Origin of the sequence: Janthinobacterium sp. AD80 (genome assembly GCF_002878455.1) — a bacterium.
Lineage (GTDB): Bacteria > Pseudomonadota > Gammaproteobacteria > Burkholderiales > Burkholderiaceae_D > Janthinobacterium.
This window is the reverse complement of record NZ_NRDQ01000063.1, coordinates 1-15,865: the sequence shown is the minus strand read 5'-3', so window position 1 is coordinate 15,865 and position 15,865 is coordinate 1. Positions and strand designations below refer to the sequence as shown.

Here is a 15,865-nt window from a genome sequence, read left to right as displayed (position 1 = left end):
TACCGAGGATAACCCATGCAATTACGCCCTATCTGCCTTGCCATCGCCGTGCTGCTTTGCAGCATCTCCAGCGTCCACGCCGCCCCTTCGGGAGGCGATGACGTGCGTCGTCCTTATATCGTGCAATTGAAAGCGGAACCGCTCGCCACTTACACCGGAGGCATCGATGGCTTCCCCGCCACCAAACCCGCTCCTGGCGAACGCCTGGATGTGAACAGCGGCAATGCCCTGCAGTATGCTGGCTACCTGGAAAGCAAGCTGCAGGCAGTCCAGGCCATCGTGGCCGATGCACCTGTGCAGCATCAATATGTGACGGTACTGAACGGCTTTGCCGCCATGCTGACGGATGCCGAAGTGCTGCAGTTGAAGGCCAGCGAAGACGTGGCCAGCATCAAGGCCGATGTGGAACAACCGTCGCAAACCGTGAGCACGCCCACGTTCCTGGGACTGGACCAGCCCGATGGCTTGTGGAGCAAGCTGGGCGGGCGCACGCAGGCGGGGGAGGATATCGTTGTCGGCATTATCGATAGCGGCGTCTGGCCGGAAAATCCCGCCTTTGCCGACCGTATCGACACGAATGGCGCACCGACCTTCGACCCGGGCGCTACCCTGGCCTACGGCCCGCCGCCAGCCAGCTGGAAAGGCATCTGCCAGACGGGAGAAGGATTTACATCTGACCACTGCAATAATAAGCTGATAGGTGCGCGCTATTTCGACAGTACCTTCCGCGCCCAGCAGCCTGTCATGCACTGGAGCGACTTCCGGTCGCCCCGAGATTCGCTGGGAGGTTCGGTCGGCCAAGGCGGCCACGGCACCCACACTGCAAGCACTGCGGCCGGCAATAGCCTGGCCGGCAGCGGCCTTATCAATATTTCAGGCATGGCGCCGCGCGCGCGGATCGCCGTTTACAAGGTGTGCTGGACTTTTCCAACGGCGGCGAGCGCAGGCAGAAATACGTGCTATGGCTCAGACTCTGCCAAGGCAGTCGAACAAGCCATCATCGACGGTGTGAATGTACTTAACTTTTCGATCAGTGGCGGCGAAAAAATCGATGACGTTGTGGAGAAGGCATTCCTGAGTGCGGCCAGCGCCGGCGTGTTTGTCGCTGCCTCAGGTGGCAACAGCGGGCCGTCCAATGAAGTCGCGCATGTCAGCCCCTGGCTGACTACCGTCGCGGCATCGACGCATGACCGGGGCCCTGGCACTGCCAGCGTGCTATTGGCCGATGGCAAACAATATCAGGGCGCTTCCGGCAATGTGGCCGCACTGCCCCGGCAACCGCTGATCCGCGCCGAAGACGCAGGCCTGACAGGTGCAAATGCCGACAAACTGAGCAAGTGCTATAGCAGTACGGCAAATGCCGGAGTGGCCCTGCTCGACCCAGCCAAGGCGGCGGGCAAGGTAGTCGTCTGCACGCGTGGCGCAAACGACCGCGTGGACAAGAGTTTTGCTGTCAAGGAAGCCGGCGGCGTGGGCATGGTGATGGTTGACAATGGCGTCGGACTGGTGGCGGAAATACATGCAGTCCCGACGGTGCACGTGACTGCCGCAGACGGCGCACTGATCCGTGCTTATGCAGGCACCGCCACCGCGGCTGTGGCACTGTCGGCGGCAAGCTTCGGCAAAAAGTCGGCTGCGTCCCCTGTCGTCGCCGACTTTTCCTCACGCGGGCCCAACAGGTACGACGGCAATGTGCTCAAGCCAGATCTCACCGCCCCGGGCGTCGATGTGCTGGCCGGCTACACGCCGGGCATGACGAAGGCCGAGCACGCGTCCATCATTGCCGGCACCATCGTGCCGCCAGCCAGCTGGCAGTTCTTGCAAGGCACCTCCATGTCCAGTCCCCATGTGGCCGGCCTGGCTGCCTTGCTGCGCCAGGAGCACCCCACCTGGTCTGCTGCCGCCATCAAGTCGGCGCTCATGACCACGGCAAGTGCAACGCATGCCGATATCCAGGAGCGCGACGCGCGCGGCATCCTGCCATTCGGCCAGGGCGCCGGCCACGTCGCACCCAACCTGGCATCCGATCCTGGCCTGGTGTACGACATCACGCCAGCCGAGTATCAGAAGTATGTCTGCGACATGGGAGTCGGTACAGGTTGCAAAGTGGTCGCCAACGCAGGCTTGGACCTGAACCTGCCGTCGATATCTGTGAGTAATGTGTATGTTCGGCAAACCGTCAAGCGCACGGTGAGCAATGTCGGCACTGCCGCGGCGACGTATGTCGCCAGCGCGTCGCTGAATGGCTACGACGTGCTCGTTGCACCGGCCAGCCTGAGCCTGCAGCCCGGCGAAAGCAAATCCTTCGACGTGACTCTGACACGCACCAGTGCACCAACCGATACCTGGCAGTTCGGCGCACTGGAGTGGACTGATGGCCAGCACAAAGTACGCAGCCCCCTGGTGGCCCGCTCGAAGTTACTGGAAGTGGCGCCCTTGATCAACTCGGACAAGCCGGCGGCTACTCGCCTGCTGGGTGTGACGAGCGCCATCAGCGGCCCCATGACGGCTGCGGTTGCCGGATTCAGCGAAGTTAAACGCACGCCCCTGACGCTCGCTCAAGGGGCTCAGGACAAGCTGAAGACTGTCGTCGATATTGTAGGGCAATGCAGCGCCAAAAGCGCGGGCACCTTGCTGGTGCCGTTTACCGTCGACGCGGGCACGGCCGCTGTGCGCTTTGAAACGTTTGACCGCGATACCGGTACCGGCTCTGGCAATAACGTCTACCTATTTATTCTGGACAGCAATGGCGTGCGCCACAGCTACAGTGGCAAGGCGGGCAGCAATCAAAACGTTACGATGAGCAATCCAGCCCCAGGCAACTACAACGTTTGCGTGGTTGGTAACATCATTGCCAATCGCATCTCCACCGACCTGTTTCTATCTCAGGCCATGGTCAAGCGCGGCGATGTGGGCGGCAACCTGAAGGCGGGAACACCGGGCCAGACTTACCCGGCCGGCAAGGCGACCGTGGGCCTGAGCTGGTCCGGACTCGACGCCGGCAAACGCTATCTGGGCGCTGTGCAATGGCTGGACAGCAAAGGTGTCGTGGCTGGCACCACCGTGCTGGCCGTCGACCCTAAAAATTCGCCCATCATCCCTTAAGCTCGCTGCACACTGCAGTGCCTGACCTTCATCGCGGCAATTTGGCATGAGCCCGGCGGCACGTCTTCAATGACGTGCCGCCGTTTTGCGTTTTATCCATTCTTTCGTTCAGCCGCCATTCCTGCTCTCTCCACACACAAGCGCTAGATCGAATCGCGCCACACAAACGCGAGGCATGCCCGCCCTGCCGCAGCGGCCTCTTCCGCCTGGAAGATCAAGGCTTGAATATTTCGCACCAGCGCGTCAGAAAGTAGTCCTGCGACGGGACCGCAGCACCTCCCTCGGCGCCACGGCTAGCAGCCGGGGTGACAGGTCCAGCGCTTGCACAAATGCGGACTTTCGCCAGCAGAATTTGAGCGAAGGCATTTTGAACGGCTCGCGAGTGTCTAGCAGACTCGTGGCGATTCAGGGCAATTGCGCTGCTGCACTTGCAACTGTTACTTGTGTTACTTGAAAAACCTCACCTACTATTTACTTAGGCCAGAGGAGGCAATTCCATTCAAGTTGGCTGCGAACTTCGATTACTGACTTATGACAACTCGTGATAAAAAAGCCACCAAAGGACAACGTTATGCCACGCCCAGAAGACCAAGCCGATTCGGATAGGAATGCAGCGCTTGTTCAGCGTTATCACGATGATGAAGCAACAGGCGATGTACATTTCGGCGCGGCGCGCTATCAACAAGCGAAGAATTTTTATCAATTAGCAATTAATGGCCGGACGGCGTCGACAGCTCTCGTGACAAGACTCGGCATCCCAAGGGATGCAGGTCATCAAAATGCCATCAATTTTTTGCAAACCAGAATTGCAAACTGCAATGCAAATTTAAATGTCCAACAGGCTGCCGCAGCAGCAGCGGCAGCTACTGCTGCTGCGGCAGCGGCGGCAGCGGCAGCAGCCGCGCCCCCACCACCACCGCGTGTTCCCCCTGCCTCTTGGGCAGCTCTGCTAGCCCGACGTTAAGACTGTTACCCCCTACTTTCTAAACACAGCCAGCTAACACAGCTTCCAAATCTGCCTCATACTTCCTGCCTTGCGACCAGTCCCGTGCGAGCGCCAGGATGATCTCGCCAGGAGTTTGCTGATCACGTCATTCGCGATATGAGCAAGCTGATACCAGACAAAGAAACTGGCAAACTGGAACCAGCATATGTACCAACGACGGTGAACAGGTCATTGGCCTGTGCAAAGAAGGGGTTACAGTTATGGAATAGCCAGCACCTGCTGGACGACTGTCCGTATTGCCTGGCTGCCCATAACGCCATCCAGCAGCGCAAGGTCGCGCGCAAGCGCCTCGGAGCGGCGCGCAGGGCAGTGACGATGATTGGAAAGTCGTCATGATTAAATCCGATATTTTTGGTGTTGGCACCCTGCATTTTCCGCCTATGGAATTGAATCAATCACTAGCTGAAGGCAGTATCACTACTCAAGTGCTCTCCTATTTTACTAAGAGAGGTGGCTGCTCCGCGGAGGATTTTAATAGCCCGTTGAACATCACTCATTATTTGCGGCACAGTTCTCTCCGAACTGGAAATACCAGTAAGTTGCTTGCTCACAAACAATATTTGAGATTGAAATTCGGCTATGAATTGAGCTTTACTTCTATCAAGAGCGAGCAAAGCTACAAGTTCATCAGCGCTCCAATACTCCTGCGCGGAGAGTTCATCGCCCAAGTTTTTCCATTTTTGCGGCATTCTCTGGATAAGGCCTTGCTCCGTTGGAATTCGAGCTTGATATTCTTCAAGTGTGTTACTGATTCTAAGCGCTGCAAGTGCGGTTTGAATCATAGGGAACTGCATTTTAGCTATGACAATTCTAGCGGTACTGAGGGCGTGCTCCCTCCTTCTGCGGTTTTCAGAGGTTGCCAGCCAAATCGTTCCTATCAAAGTGCCAATGGTGCCAATCGCGCCAATCCAATATGCCCACTCAGCAATGCCCATTTTGCACCAAGGTATGCCGTTGTATCCACCCAAGCCAATTGCGGCCGCGATAACCATGATCGCCCATTTGATATACCAAGCCATACTTTCTCCTATTTTAGTTGGCTGAATAGTAACATGTTAAGTATTGGCGGTGGGAAATGAAGCGCTCATCAATGAAGTCGGGAAAACCTTTGGCGCGCACACCATTCAAGCGCACCTCACCCTTGCCCAGCACCGGCATGCTCTCCGTACAGTCACACCAGCGCACGGCGCCGAAGCGCAAGGCCGGCATGAAGACGAAAGGCCCGCGCTCGACGCCGATCCGGCGCGCCGCGCGCGGTTAGAACTGCACGCTGCGCCTGGCCGTCTGCAACTTCGACCCCGACACCACCGTGCTTTGCCATTCGAACTTCTTGGCGGACGGGAAGGGCATGGGCCTGAAGACGCCAGACACGGCCGCGGCGTTCGGCTGCAGCGCCTGCCACGACGTGCTCGACGGTCGGCGCCCGCGCCCGGCTGATCTGTCGCTGGCCGGCCTGGAGGCTGCCTTTCGCGCGGCCGTCGTCACCACACACGAAATTTTACGGTCGATGGGCCTGCTCGATGCAGCGCCTACAGCCATTCATCCTACATTGAACACCCATGAGCGCCTTTAGCCCGCAAGAGCAAAAACACCTGAAAGAAGTCGAACACAGCGAATTCCTGCGAGCCAAGATCAAGCTGGCGCAGCGCAAGGGCTTCGACGTGCCGCTGACCGATCTGGTATTCCAAATTCGCCGGGAAGATATTGGCGTCGATACCATCAGACTTCCAGCAAGTCACACAAAAACGCTGAAAACGCGCGTGATCCCGATCATTCCCGCATTGCGGCCGTGGCTTAAACATTTCCCGCTCACAATCACGGTCGACGGGCTGAAGTCGTCATGGCGCAGGTCCAGGGTGAAAGCACGCATGGAGCATGTGAATTTTCACGACTTGCGCCATTCTTGCGCGAGCATCATGCTTGGCCTTGGTGTTGACCTTTATACAATCAGCAAAATTCTCGGACACAGCAACGTTCAAACGACGCAGCGATATGCCCACTTGCAGATCGATGCTCAACGGGCGGTACTTGATAAGCTCTCGGCATTGGTTCAGAAAAAGTAAATCACACCCAGAAATCACACCCATAAAAAAAGCCTTCTATTTGAATAGAAGGCTTTTATGTAACTACTTGATTTTATTACGAATTCTGGTGGGAAGTGCAAGTTTCGAACTTGCGACCCCTGCAGTGTGAATGCAGTGCTCTACCCCTGAGCTAACCTCCCGAAGCGAGGCGAATTATCGCATAGGTGTTGCGGCATCTGCAAGGGCTGGCGAGAGGAAATTTTCGCGCCCTGCTTTTTTTCAGACGGCCGCTGGCGGGGCCGTCACGGCGCTCCAGATGCACTGGCCTTTGGCGGCCTTGTCCAGGCCGGCGATGGTGGCTTCATGGGCGGCCAGTTCGTCGGCCGTAGCGCCCAGGAAGATGACTTCGGCCAACGGCACGATTTCCAGCGCGGCGCCGTCGGCGGCTACTTCCACTTCTTCTTCCATGCTCAGGCTGTTCTGGCCACGGGTCATGGCCAGGTAGACGTCGGCCAGCAATTCCGAGTCGAGCAGCGCGCCGTGCAGTTTGCGGTGGGCGTTCGAGACGCCGTAGCGGTCGCACAGGGCATCGAGCGAGTTGCGCTTGCCGGGGTGCATTTCCTTGGCCTGCACCAGGGTGTCGATCACGCCGTGCACTTGTTCATGCACGGGCGGCAGGTTCAGGCGCTTGAATTCCGCGTTGAGGAAGCCGATATCGAAGGGTGCGTTGTGGATGATCAGTTCGGCGCCGGCGATGTAGGCGCGGAATTCGTCGGCGATTTCAGCGAATTTCGGCTTGTCGCTGAGGAATTCGGTGGTCAGGCCGTGGACGGCCAGCGCGCCCTCTTCCGAATCGCGCTCCGGATTGATGTAGTGGTGAAAATTGTTCCCGGTCAGCATGCGGTTGTTCAGTTCAACCGCGCCGATTTCCAGGATGCGGTCGCCCGTGCGCGGGTTCAGGCCGGTGGTTTCAGTATCGAGAACAATTTGACGCATGGCAGATTCAGTCTTAAAAGCAAAAAGCGAAGGGCACAGTATAGCAAATCCGTGTGCTGTCATCGCACCCATGCATGTTCGAATGCCCGACAAAACCGTCGCGAGCGCAAGTGATTTGCGCTCGATAAGCACAACCGTACTCAGCTACTGTGAGCATCACAGGCCGCACAGCACGGCGCGCAGCAGCTTGGCTTGGGCGTTCTCAGGCGCGCACGGTTTCCACACCGAGGTTGGCCAGCGCATCGGCCCGCTCGTTGCCCGGATGACCATTGTGGCCGCGCACCCAGCGCCATTCCACTTCATGCACGGCCTGGGCCGCGTCGAGCGCCTGCCACAGATCGACGTTTTTCACGGGGGCCTTGGCCGCCGTTTTCCAGCCGCGCGCCTTCCAGCCGTGGATCCATTCACTGATCCCCTTTTGCACGTACTGGCTATCGGTATACATCACCACCTGGCAGGGACGTTTGAGCGCCGTCAAGGCTTCTATCACGGCCTTCAGTTCCATGCGGTTATTCGTCGTATTCAGTTCCCCGCCGTAAATCTCTTTCTTCGCACCATCGGCCACCATCAAAGCGCCCCAGCCGCCTGTGCCGGGATTGCCCTTGCATGCGCCATCAGCGTAAATCTCGACCTTCGTTTCAACCTTATCCATCTTGCTGTTCCCGCCTTTTATTCGTGACCGGTGCGCCTGCGGGCGCCGTCGCCGGTTTCTTGGTCCACGCCGGACCGATCAAACGCATCCCTTTGACACGCTTGATCGCCTGCACTATATACACTGCGCCCAGATATGGCCACCAGCGCGCGCCTGCCCGGTCCATGAAAGCGTGGCGGCGCAGCCATTTTTCTGTGCGGCAAGCGGGCGCGTAGCAGCCAAAATGGCTTTCACTCACGCCCATGTTCAGCAATTTTAACCAGTCTTTCATGCGCGGCATAGAGATCAGCTCGCCCGCCTGCGGCAAGTAGTGCCTGCCCGTCACCCTGCCCAGGCCCTGGCGCGCGCCCCACAGGCTGGCCGGATTGAAGCCGCAGACGATCACACGCCCTTCCGGGATCAGCACGCGCTCCACTTCGCGCAAGACCTGGTGCGGCTCGGCCGCAAATTCGAGCACGTGCGGCAGCACCACCAAGTCCAGGCTTTGCGAATCGAATGGCAGCTCGTCGAAGGCCGACACCAGGGTCAGGCGGCTATCCAGGGGCGGCCGCGACGGCAGGCGCGAATCGAGCAGCCATTTGTTGGGCATGCGGCTGGCAGCCAGCGCGTCCAGCTGGGGCAAGCCGATCTGCACGGCGTTAAAGCCGAAGATGTCGACCGTCAGGCTGTCGAGGCATTGCTGCTCCCACGCACGCACGTACAGACCGGCCGGCGTCTGCAGCCAGCCGTCAAGCGCTATAATGGATTTTTCGGATGCCGCATTGTCCATTCAGTTTTCTCTTTTACTCATGACCCACTCCCCTGAACATGCTTTATCGGTACTTGCCGTGCCTGCTTTTGCCGACAACTACCTGTGGCTGATCCATGATGGCAGCCGTGCCGCCGTGGTCGACCCCGGCGATGCCATGGCCATCCTCGACGCGCTCAAGGCGCATCAGCTGACCTTGTCTGCCATTTTACTCACGCATCACCACGCTGACCACACGGGTGGCGTGCCTGAATTGTTGCAGCATTTCGCCGTCCCCGTCTTCGGCCCGCGCAATGAGGCTATCACAGCGATCACGGAACCGCTTGCCGAAGGCGATGTCGCCTATGTGCCCGACCTGGGCTTGCAAATGACCGTCATTGATGTGCCTGGCCACACCAAGGGACATATCGCCTACGTACGGCAGCCTACGGAGCAAGGCGAGTCGCCCTGGCTATTCTCCGGCGACACCCTGTTTGCCGGTGGTTGCGGCCGCCTGTTCGAAGGCACGCCGGGCCAGATGGCCGACTCGCTGGGCAAGCTGGCAGCCCTGCCCGACGATACGCAGGTATTTTGCGCGCATGAGTACACCTTGTCCAATCTGCGCTTTGCCAATGCGGTCGAGCCGGGCAACCAGGCCTTGCAGGAACGCATCGCCGTCGATACGGAAAAACGCCAGCAGGGTATGTCGACCGTGCCGTCGACCATCGGCCTGGAAAAAGCCACCAATCCCTTCCTGCGCTACCGCGAACCGGCCATCCTGAACAGCCTGAAGGTGGAAGGCAAGCTTGCCACCGATGCCTCGCCCGTGGAAGCGTTTGCCGCCCTGCGCATGTGGAAGAACAATTTCTGACAAGGCTTGAGCAAAGCTGCTGCGCGTCAGCATAGGCAGCCTGCGATGTTCGCCGCAATACCAAAAATCCCGGCAACGCAAGCAGCGTCTGCCGGGATTTTTTTATAGCCCTATTTGATCAGGATCAGATTTCTTCATACAGCGGCAGGGTCAGGAATTCGGCGAACGATGCCGACGTCGACATTTCTTCGAAGATCTGGCCGGCGCGCACATAGGTCGGGCCATCGCCGCCTGGCGCATCGCGCTGCACCTTGGCCAGCTCTTCCGGAATCATGGCGCGCACCATCTCGGCCGTGACCTTGCGGCCATCTTCCAGCACGCCCTTGGTGGAACGAATCCACTGCCACACTTGCGAACGGCTGATCTCGGCCGTGGCCGCATCTTCCATCAGGTTGTGGATCGGTACGCAGCCATTGCCTGCCAGCCAGCTGCCCAGGTAGTGGATGCCGACGTTGATGTTGTAGCGCAAGCCCGCTTCCGTGATCGGCGCTTCCGGCTGGAAGTTCAGCAAGTCCGACGCTTTCACGTCGATGTCCGGACGCTGTTTGTCGATCTGGTTCGGCTTGTCACCGAGCACTTTGGTGAACTCGCCCATGGCCAGTTCCACCAGACCCGGATGGGCCACCCAGCCGCCGTCATAGCCATCGGTAGCATCGCGCGCCTTGTCGTTGCGCACGCCACCCATGGCGATGTCGTTCTTTTCCGGATCGTTCTTGATCGGGATCAAGGCTGCCATGCCGCCGATGGCGGGTGCGCCACGCTTGTGACAGGTTTTCAACAGCAGCAAGGCGTAGGCGCGCATGAACGGGGCCGTCATGGTGACCTTGGCGCGGTCGGCCAGGCAGAAATCCTTGTCCAGCTTGAATTTCTTGATGCACGAGAAGATGTAATCCCAGCGGCCCGCGTTCAGGCCCGAGCTGTGTTCTTTCAGTTCGTACAGGATTTCATCCATTTCAAACGCGGCCAGGATGGTTTCGATCAGCACAGTCGCCTTGATCGTGCCTTGTGGCAAACCCAACTCATTCTGTGTCATGACAAAGATGTCGTTCCACAGCCGCGCTTCCAGGTGCGATTCCATCTTCGGCAGGTAGAAGTACGGGCCGGCGCCGCGCGCCAGCTGTTCCTTGGCGTTATGGAACATGAACAGGGCGAAATCAAAGATGCCGCCGGAAATGCGCTTGCCGTCGACCAGCACATGCTTTTCATCGAGGTGCCAGCCGCGCGGACGCACGACGAGGGTGGCAATCTTGTCGTTCAGCTTGTACGACTTGCCATTTTGCTCCAGCGAAATCGTCTTGCGCACGGCATCGAACATATTTATCTGGCCAGTCAGCTGGTTATCCCAGTTTGGCGTGTTCGAGTCTTCAAAGTCCGTCATGTAGCTGTCGGCGCCGGAATTGAAGGCGTTGATCACCATCTTGCGCTCGACCGGGCCGGTAATTTCCACGCGGCGGCATTCCAGCGCTTTCGGGATCGGCGCGATCTTCCAGTCGCCATCGCGGATGTGTGCGGTTTCTGGCAGGAAATCAGGACGCTCGCCCGCGTCGAGGCGCTTGGCCCGCTCCACGCGCACGGCGAGCAATTCCTGGCGGCGCGGCTCGAAAGCGCGCGTCAGCTTGGCAATCAGATCCAATGCGGCCGGCGTCAAAATCTGTTCATAGCCGGGCTTGATTTCACCCGTGATTTGCATGCCTTCGGGAAGTGCGATGTGCGTCTGCGTCATGAAGTTCTCCGTTTTTAGTAAATATAAGCAAAAGTAATCTGGTGATCAAAGTATATGCGCAACGATGGCGGCATCACGCCGGGCGAGGACAAAAAACACTCTGCCTGGCGCTACGTTTGCTCTATAGTATTGCACTATAAAGCATGGAAACGAGACTAATAATCACTTCATCTATGCGTTTTTATCACAAGTGAGTGCGTAACGGGAGCATGCCATGGGTCAGTTCAGACAAATATCCACCTTCGTCGAAGTGGTTGCCAAGGGCAGCCTCTCGGCCGCCGCGCGCGCCGAGGGCATCGCGCCAGCCATGATCGGCCGCCGCCTCGACGCGCTGGAGCAGCGCCTCGGCGTGAAATTGCTGCAGCGCACGACACGCAAGCTGGCCCTGACAAATGAAGGCACCGCCTTCCTGGAAGATTGCCAGCGCATCTTGGGGGAACTGGAAGAAGCGGAATCGGCAGTGGCCGAACGCAGCGTGAAGGCCAGCGGCCATTTGCTCATTTCCGCGCCGGCCGGCTTCGGCCGCCAGCACGTGGCACCATTGATCCCCTCTTTTGTCGCCGAGCACCGCGACGTGACGGTGTCGCTGAACCTGAACGACCGCCTGGTCGACCTGATCGGCGAAGGCATCGACGTGGCCATCCGCATCGCCAGCCTGTCCGATTCCTCGCTGGTGAGCACAAAACTGGCGGACAACCAACGCGTGCTGGTCGGTTCGCCAGCCTACCTGAAACGCGCGGGCACGCCGCGCATCCCGGCCGACCTGGCGAAGCATAATTGCCTGGCGATCAGCAGCGAAGGCAGCCAACGGGGCTGGACCTTCCGTGAAAACGGCAAAAACGTGACCCTGAAAGTAACGGGCAACATGGTCTGCAACGATGGCGAAGTGCTGCACGACTGGGCATTGGCCGGCAAGGGCCTGGCCTGGCGTTCGATGTGGGAAGTGGGCGCCGAGATCGCATCGGGCCAGCTGGTGACCGTGCTGGACCAGTTTGCGGCACCCGGCAATGACATTTACGCCGTGTTCGCCCAGCGCCGGCATTTGCCACTGCGCATACGGGCATTTGTGGATTTTTTACGGCACAGCTATGCGCAAGCTGATTACTGGCGCGAACGGGCGATCTGAAGGCACCGGACCAAACCTGCCGCGCGTCGGCACAGGCGGCCTGCGATGCGCACCGGCTCGGTGCCCGTGGCACCGAGTACGCTTGCGCCTCTCGGCCACCTCCGCCTTCCGCTCGCGACGGTTTTGTCCGGCGTCGCGACGTCAGCGACCGAAACCATACCGGCGCGGTGGCATAGGTAGGCGCAGGTCGGCGTAGGTCGGCTTGGCGCAGCGTAAGCCGACACCAGCCCGACCATCCTGCAAACACCTGCATGTCGGCTTACGCGCAAGCGCTAAGCCGACCTACGGTAAGAGCGGCGATGCCACTTCGCTCGAGACAGGCGCCGGCGAAAAATCAGGCGCGGGTTGAGGTGGATTTGCGTAGGTCGGCGTAGGTCGGCTTAGCGCGGCGTAAGCCGACACCAGCCCGCACAACCTGCAAACACCTGCGTGTCGGCTTACGCGCAAGCGCCAAGCGGACCTACGATGAGCGCGGCGAAGCCACATCGCGGAGGCAAAGCCCGCCAGAAATGGCCGCGTGCGGGGAAAAGGCCCGCGGAACAGCGTGCAAACCCCAGCTTCACGAAAATCCAGGCGAAAAAAAATCCCCGGAGACCGAGGATTTCTTTATTTCGTTTGATCCAGCGTATTAGATTGGCTGAATGTTCGAAGCTTGCTTGCCTTTAGGGCCAGCGGTCACTTCAAAAGAAACGCGTTGGTTCTCTTGCAGGGACTTGAAGCCGTTCGACTGGATAGCCGAGAAGTGAGCGAACAGATCTTCGCCGCCTTCGTCAGGGGTAATAAAGCCGAAACCCTTCGAATCATTGAACCATTTTACGATGCCAGTTGCCATTACAATTTCCTATTTCAGTTAAGTTGGGCTTGCGCCCGTTATATCGTTTGAAGCAAGAAAGAAATGACAGACAAACTGCACTACTACCTCGAATCCAACGATGCCCAATTATACCAACAAAACTGAGAAAAACCATTCTTTCGCAAAATAAACTTGCGAACACTACTTTAATAGCCAAATCCCGGTCTTGCTGCGCCCTGTACCAGCGGCATGGACACACTATATCCTAATCTGCGACGCAAGGGCTTTGCGTTGCATCAAATGAATCATTGCAACCACACCACCTATGATGCGGTCGCTCAGGCGCTGAAATGGGTGGCGGCCGCATCGCGCTCCGCCCAGCGCAACAGCGCCCCCACCTGTACGTTCACGGCCGGCCAGTCGGCCAGCGCCTGTCCTGGCTCATTGAGCAGGGTGCGCACCAGCTGCTCGATGCGCCGGCATTCCTGGCCCAGCGCGGCGAAGCCGAAGGTGGCGGCCGAGCCGGCCACCGCGTGCAGCGCCCGGTGCAGGTCCGTCAACGGCTCCAGGCGCGGCCCTTCCGCATCGCAGCGGGCGCGTGCCTGCGCGATCGCCTGCAGCAGGGCTGGCACGCCAGCAGCATATTTGTCGTTCAAGGCGCGCAAACGGGCGCGGAAATCCGGATCGATCAAGGTTGCCATCGCAATACTCGCCTGAAAGTCGCTTACTTGGTGCCGAAGATGCGGTCGCCGGCATCGCCCAGGCCAGGCACGATGTAGGCGTGGTCGTCCAGGTGCGAATCGAGCGAGGCGCAGAACATCTTGACGTTCGGATGCGCGTTCTGGAACACGGTCACGCCTTCCGGCGCGGCCACCAGGGCCAGGAAGATGATCTGCTCGTCCGTGACGCCGCGTTTTTTCAGCACGTCGACGGCGTACACGGCCGAATTGCCGGTCGCCACCATCGGGTCGCACAGGATGAAGGTGCGCTCGTTCAGGTCCGGCAGGCGCACCAGGTATTCCACCGGCATGTGGGTGGCCGGGTCGCGGTAGACGCCGATATGGCCCACGCGCGCCGATGGCACCAGGTTCAGCAAGCCGTCGCTCATGCCGATGCCGGCACGCAGGATGGGCACGATGGCCAGTTTCTTGCCGGCGATGACGGGCGCATCGATGGTCACCAGCGGGGTCTTGATTTCACGCGTGGTCAGCGGCAGGTCGCGCGTGATCTCGTAACCCATCAGCAAGGTGATTTCCTTGAGCAATTCACGGAAGGTGCGCGTGGACGTGTCGTGCTCGCGCATGTGGCTCAGTTTGTGCTGGATCAAAGGATGATCGGTAATGAACAAATTCGGGAAGCGTGGGTCTTGTTTCATGTTGTTTTTCTTTCTCTACTCTCTGGCGCGGCGACATGCCTGCATCGCAAGCGCGCTGTGTGTCGATAAAATCATGGATTGCAGCATTATCCCAGCCCGCAGCCCGGCTGTGGCCGGAATTTACGAAATAATTGCATGGATGCACCGTTGCAAGCTCCCGCGCAAACTCAATACTCACGCAGCGCACGCGCCAGGATGGCCGGGCAATCAATGCCGGCCGGCAAGCGGCCATACGCGCCGCCCGGCGCTTGTACCAGGCGCGACTGCAGGAACGCTTGCGCGACAAACGGCGGTGCATGGCGCAGCAGCAAGCCGGCCTGCACGGCCAGCACGATGCGCTCGGCCAATTGCCGCGCACCGAACTCATCGCCTTGCGGCCCGTCCAGGTCGGCCAGCAGGCGCGCGCGGTAGTCGGCAAAGGCGGCGTGTTCATCGCCAGCCAGCACCAGCTCGGCCGCCAGGGCCTCGCGCGCGGCCGGCGTCTTGCCGAAAGCACGCAAGACATCCAGGCACATCACATTGCCCGACCCTTCCCATATGGAGTTGACGGGCAGCTCGCGATACAGGCGCGCCAGCGGCGCCTCTTCCACGTAGCCCGTGCCACCCAGCACTTCCATCGCCTCCGCGCCAAAGCCGGGACCGCGCTTGCAGATCCAGTATTTGCCGGCTGGCGTGAGCACGCGTGCCAGCATGGCTTGCTGCGGGTCATCCTTTTCATCGAAGCAGCGGGCCAGGCGCAAGGCAAAGGCCGTGGCCGCTTCCGACTCCAGCGCCAGGTCGGCCAGCACGTTGCGCATCAGCGGCTGCTCCACCAGCGGCTTGCCGAACACGGCCCGCTGGCGCGCGTGGTGCAGCGCCTGCGTCAGGGCCGCGCGCATGATGCCCGCGCTGCCCAGCACGCAATCGAGGCGCGTGTGGCTGGCCATTTCCAGGATGGTGGGAATGCCGCGCCCCGCCTGCCCGACCAGCCAGCCATAGGCGTTGACGAATTCCACCTCCGACGAGGCGTTCGAGCGGTTGCCCAGCTTGTCTTTCAGGCGTTGCACGCGGATGGCGTTGCGGCTGCCGTCCGGCAGGAAACGCGGCAGGAAGAAACACGACAAGCCCTCTTCTTCCGCCTGCGCCAGGATCAGGTGGGCATCGCTTTGCGGCGCCGAAAAAAACCATTTGTGGCCGACGATGCGCCAGGCGCCGTCCGCCTGCCCGCCGAACAGCGCTTGCGCCTCGGATGGCGGCACCCGGGTGGCGCACGTGGTATTGCCGCGCACGTCGGAGCCGCCCTGCTTTTCCGTCATGCCCATGCCGACCAGGGCGCCACGCTTCTGCTCCACCGGCAGGGAGCGGGGATCGTAGTCGCGCGAAAGGATTTTCGGCAGCCAGCGCGCGGCGATCTGCGGCAAGCCGCTGGCCTGGCGCAGCGCGGGGACGGAGGCATACGTCATCGTCACCGGGCATTGCGCGCCGTTT

Annotated in this window: 17 protein-coding genes and 1 tRNA gene; 8 read left to right on the top strand and 10 right to left on the bottom strand. The window is 59.8% G+C overall.

The window, feature by feature from the left end; genetic code table 11:
* The first annotated feature begins 15 nt into the window (after positions 1-15).
* The 3 genes from JaAD80_RS31865 (at position 16) to JaAD80_RS30710 (ending at position 4,447) form a co-directional block, all read left to right on the top strand.
* Positions 16-3,105 carry a S8 family serine peptidase gene (locus tag JaAD80_RS31865; RefSeq protein ID WP_102294797.1) on the top strand — a complete coding sequence of 1,030 codons (3,090 nt, stop codon included), beginning with the start codon at positions 16-18 and terminating at the stop codon, positions 3,103-3,105.
* 571 nt (positions 3,106-3,676) lie between these two features.
* A complete protein-coding gene (locus JaAD80_RS30325; RefSeq protein WP_146012383.1) occupies positions 3,677-4,069 on the top strand; it encodes a hypothetical protein in 393 nt (130 codons plus the stop codon).
* A gap of 138 nt (positions 4,070-4,207) precedes the next feature.
* Entirely contained in the window at positions 4,208-4,447 is a 240-nt protein-coding gene (locus JaAD80_RS30710) for a hypothetical protein (protein ID WP_180979412.1), read from the top strand.
* Between the two features lie 62 nt (positions 4,448-4,509).
* On the opposite strand, the gene JaAD80_RS13760 is transcribed toward JaAD80_RS30710, so the two are convergent.
* Positions 4,510-5,130 (bottom strand): hypothetical protein, encoded by a 621-nt coding sequence (locus JaAD80_RS13760; RefSeq protein WP_102294795.1) that lies wholly within the window; start codon positions 5,128-5,130, stop codon positions 4,510-4,512.
* 89 nt (positions 5,131-5,219) lie between these two features.
* Between JaAD80_RS13760 and JaAD80_RS31225 the strand changes: the two genes are divergently transcribed.
* The 3 genes from JaAD80_RS31225 to JaAD80_RS13750 are packed head-to-tail and all read left to right on the top strand — an operon-like array spanning position 5,220 to position 6,174.
* Positions 5,220-5,372 carry a hypothetical protein gene (locus tag JaAD80_RS31225; RefSeq protein ID WP_219726825.1) on the top strand — a complete coding sequence of 51 codons (153 nt, stop codon included), beginning with the start codon at positions 5,220-5,222 and terminating at the stop codon, positions 5,370-5,372.
* Between the two features lie 48 nt (positions 5,373-5,420).
* Positions 5,421-5,684 (top strand): DUF1364 domain-containing protein, encoded by a 264-nt coding sequence (locus tag JaAD80_RS13755; RefSeq protein ID WP_258002986.1) that lies wholly within the window; start codon positions 5,421-5,423, stop codon positions 5,682-5,684.
* The gene (locus JaAD80_RS13750; RefSeq protein ID WP_102294794.1) at positions 5,671-6,174 is read left to right on the top strand and encodes a site-specific integrase; all 504 of its coding nucleotides are present in this window, start codon (positions 5,671-5,673) and stop codon (positions 6,172-6,174) included. Before JaAD80_RS13755 ends, JaAD80_RS13750 begins: the two co-directional genes overlap by 14 nt.
* Positions 6,175-6,260: 86 nt before the next feature.
* Here JaAD80_RS13750 and JaAD80_RS13745 read toward each other — a convergent pair.
* The 4 genes from JaAD80_RS13745 to JaAD80_RS13730 form a co-directional block, all read right to left on the bottom strand.
* Positions 6,261-6,335, bottom strand: a tRNA-Val gene (locus JaAD80_RS13745).
* 79 nt (positions 6,336-6,414) lie between these two features.
* Positions 6,415-7,131: a DNA polymerase III subunit epsilon gene (gene dnaQ, locus JaAD80_RS13740; RefSeq protein ID WP_102294792.1), complete on the bottom strand. Its 717-nt coding sequence runs from the start codon at positions 7,129-7,131 to the stop codon at positions 6,415-6,417.
* Between the two features lie 202 nt (positions 7,132-7,333).
* Positions 7,334-7,783: a ribonuclease HI gene (rnhA, locus tag JaAD80_RS13735; protein ID WP_102294790.1), complete on the bottom strand. Its 450-nt coding sequence runs from the start codon at positions 7,781-7,783 to the stop codon at positions 7,334-7,336.
* Positions 7,776-8,552: a class I SAM-dependent methyltransferase gene (locus JaAD80_RS13730; RefSeq protein WP_102294789.1), complete on the bottom strand. Its 777-nt coding sequence runs from the start codon at positions 8,550-8,552 to the stop codon at positions 7,776-7,778. Before JaAD80_RS13730 ends, rnhA begins: the two co-directional genes overlap by 8 nt.
* 19 nt (positions 8,553-8,571) lie before the next feature.
* On the opposite strand from JaAD80_RS13730, the gene gloB reads away from it, so the two are divergent.
* On the top strand, positions 8,572-9,381 hold the full coding sequence (gene gloB, locus JaAD80_RS13725; RefSeq protein ID WP_102294788.1) for a hydroxyacylglutathione hydrolase: 810 nt from the start codon (positions 8,572-8,574) through the stop codon (positions 9,379-9,381).
* A 124-nt stretch (positions 9,382-9,505) separates the two neighbouring features.
* On the opposite strand, the gene aceB is transcribed toward gloB, so the two are convergent.
* Entirely contained in the window at positions 9,506-11,104 is a 1,599-nt protein-coding gene (aceB, locus tag JaAD80_RS13720; protein WP_102294786.1) for a malate synthase A, read from the bottom strand.
* 214 nt (positions 11,105-11,318) lie between these two features.
* Here aceB and JaAD80_RS13715 point away from each other — a divergent pair, with 214 nt between their 5' ends.
* Positions 11,319-12,230 (top strand): LysR family transcriptional regulator, encoded by a 912-nt coding sequence (locus tag JaAD80_RS13715; protein WP_102294784.1) that lies wholly within the window; start codon positions 11,319-11,321, stop codon positions 12,228-12,230.
* 628 nt (positions 12,231-12,858) lie between these two features.
* On the opposite strand, the gene JaAD80_RS13710 is transcribed toward JaAD80_RS13715, so the two are convergent.
* The 4 genes from JaAD80_RS13710 to JaAD80_RS13695 all read right to left on the bottom strand — a co-directional run.
* A complete protein-coding gene (locus tag JaAD80_RS13710) occupies positions 12,859-13,062 on the bottom strand; it encodes a cold-shock protein (protein ID WP_010398811.1) in 204 nt (67 codons plus the stop codon).
* A gap of 299 nt (positions 13,063-13,361) precedes the next feature.
* Positions 13,362-13,724, bottom strand: coding sequence for an Hpt domain-containing protein (locus JaAD80_RS13705; protein ID WP_102294782.1), 363 nt, complete (start codon positions 13,722-13,724; stop codon positions 13,362-13,364).
* 23 nt (positions 13,725-13,747) lie between these two features.
* Positions 13,748-14,398 carry a uracil phosphoribosyltransferase gene (upp, locus tag JaAD80_RS13700; protein WP_010398816.1) on the bottom strand — a complete coding sequence of 217 codons (651 nt, stop codon included), beginning with the start codon at positions 14,396-14,398 and terminating at the stop codon, positions 13,748-13,750.
* A 167-nt stretch (positions 14,399-14,565) separates the two neighbouring features.
* A partial coding sequence (locus JaAD80_RS13695) for an acyl-CoA dehydrogenase family protein (RefSeq protein ID WP_102294780.1) occupies positions 14,566-15,865 on the bottom strand: 1,300 nt, incomplete at its 5' end.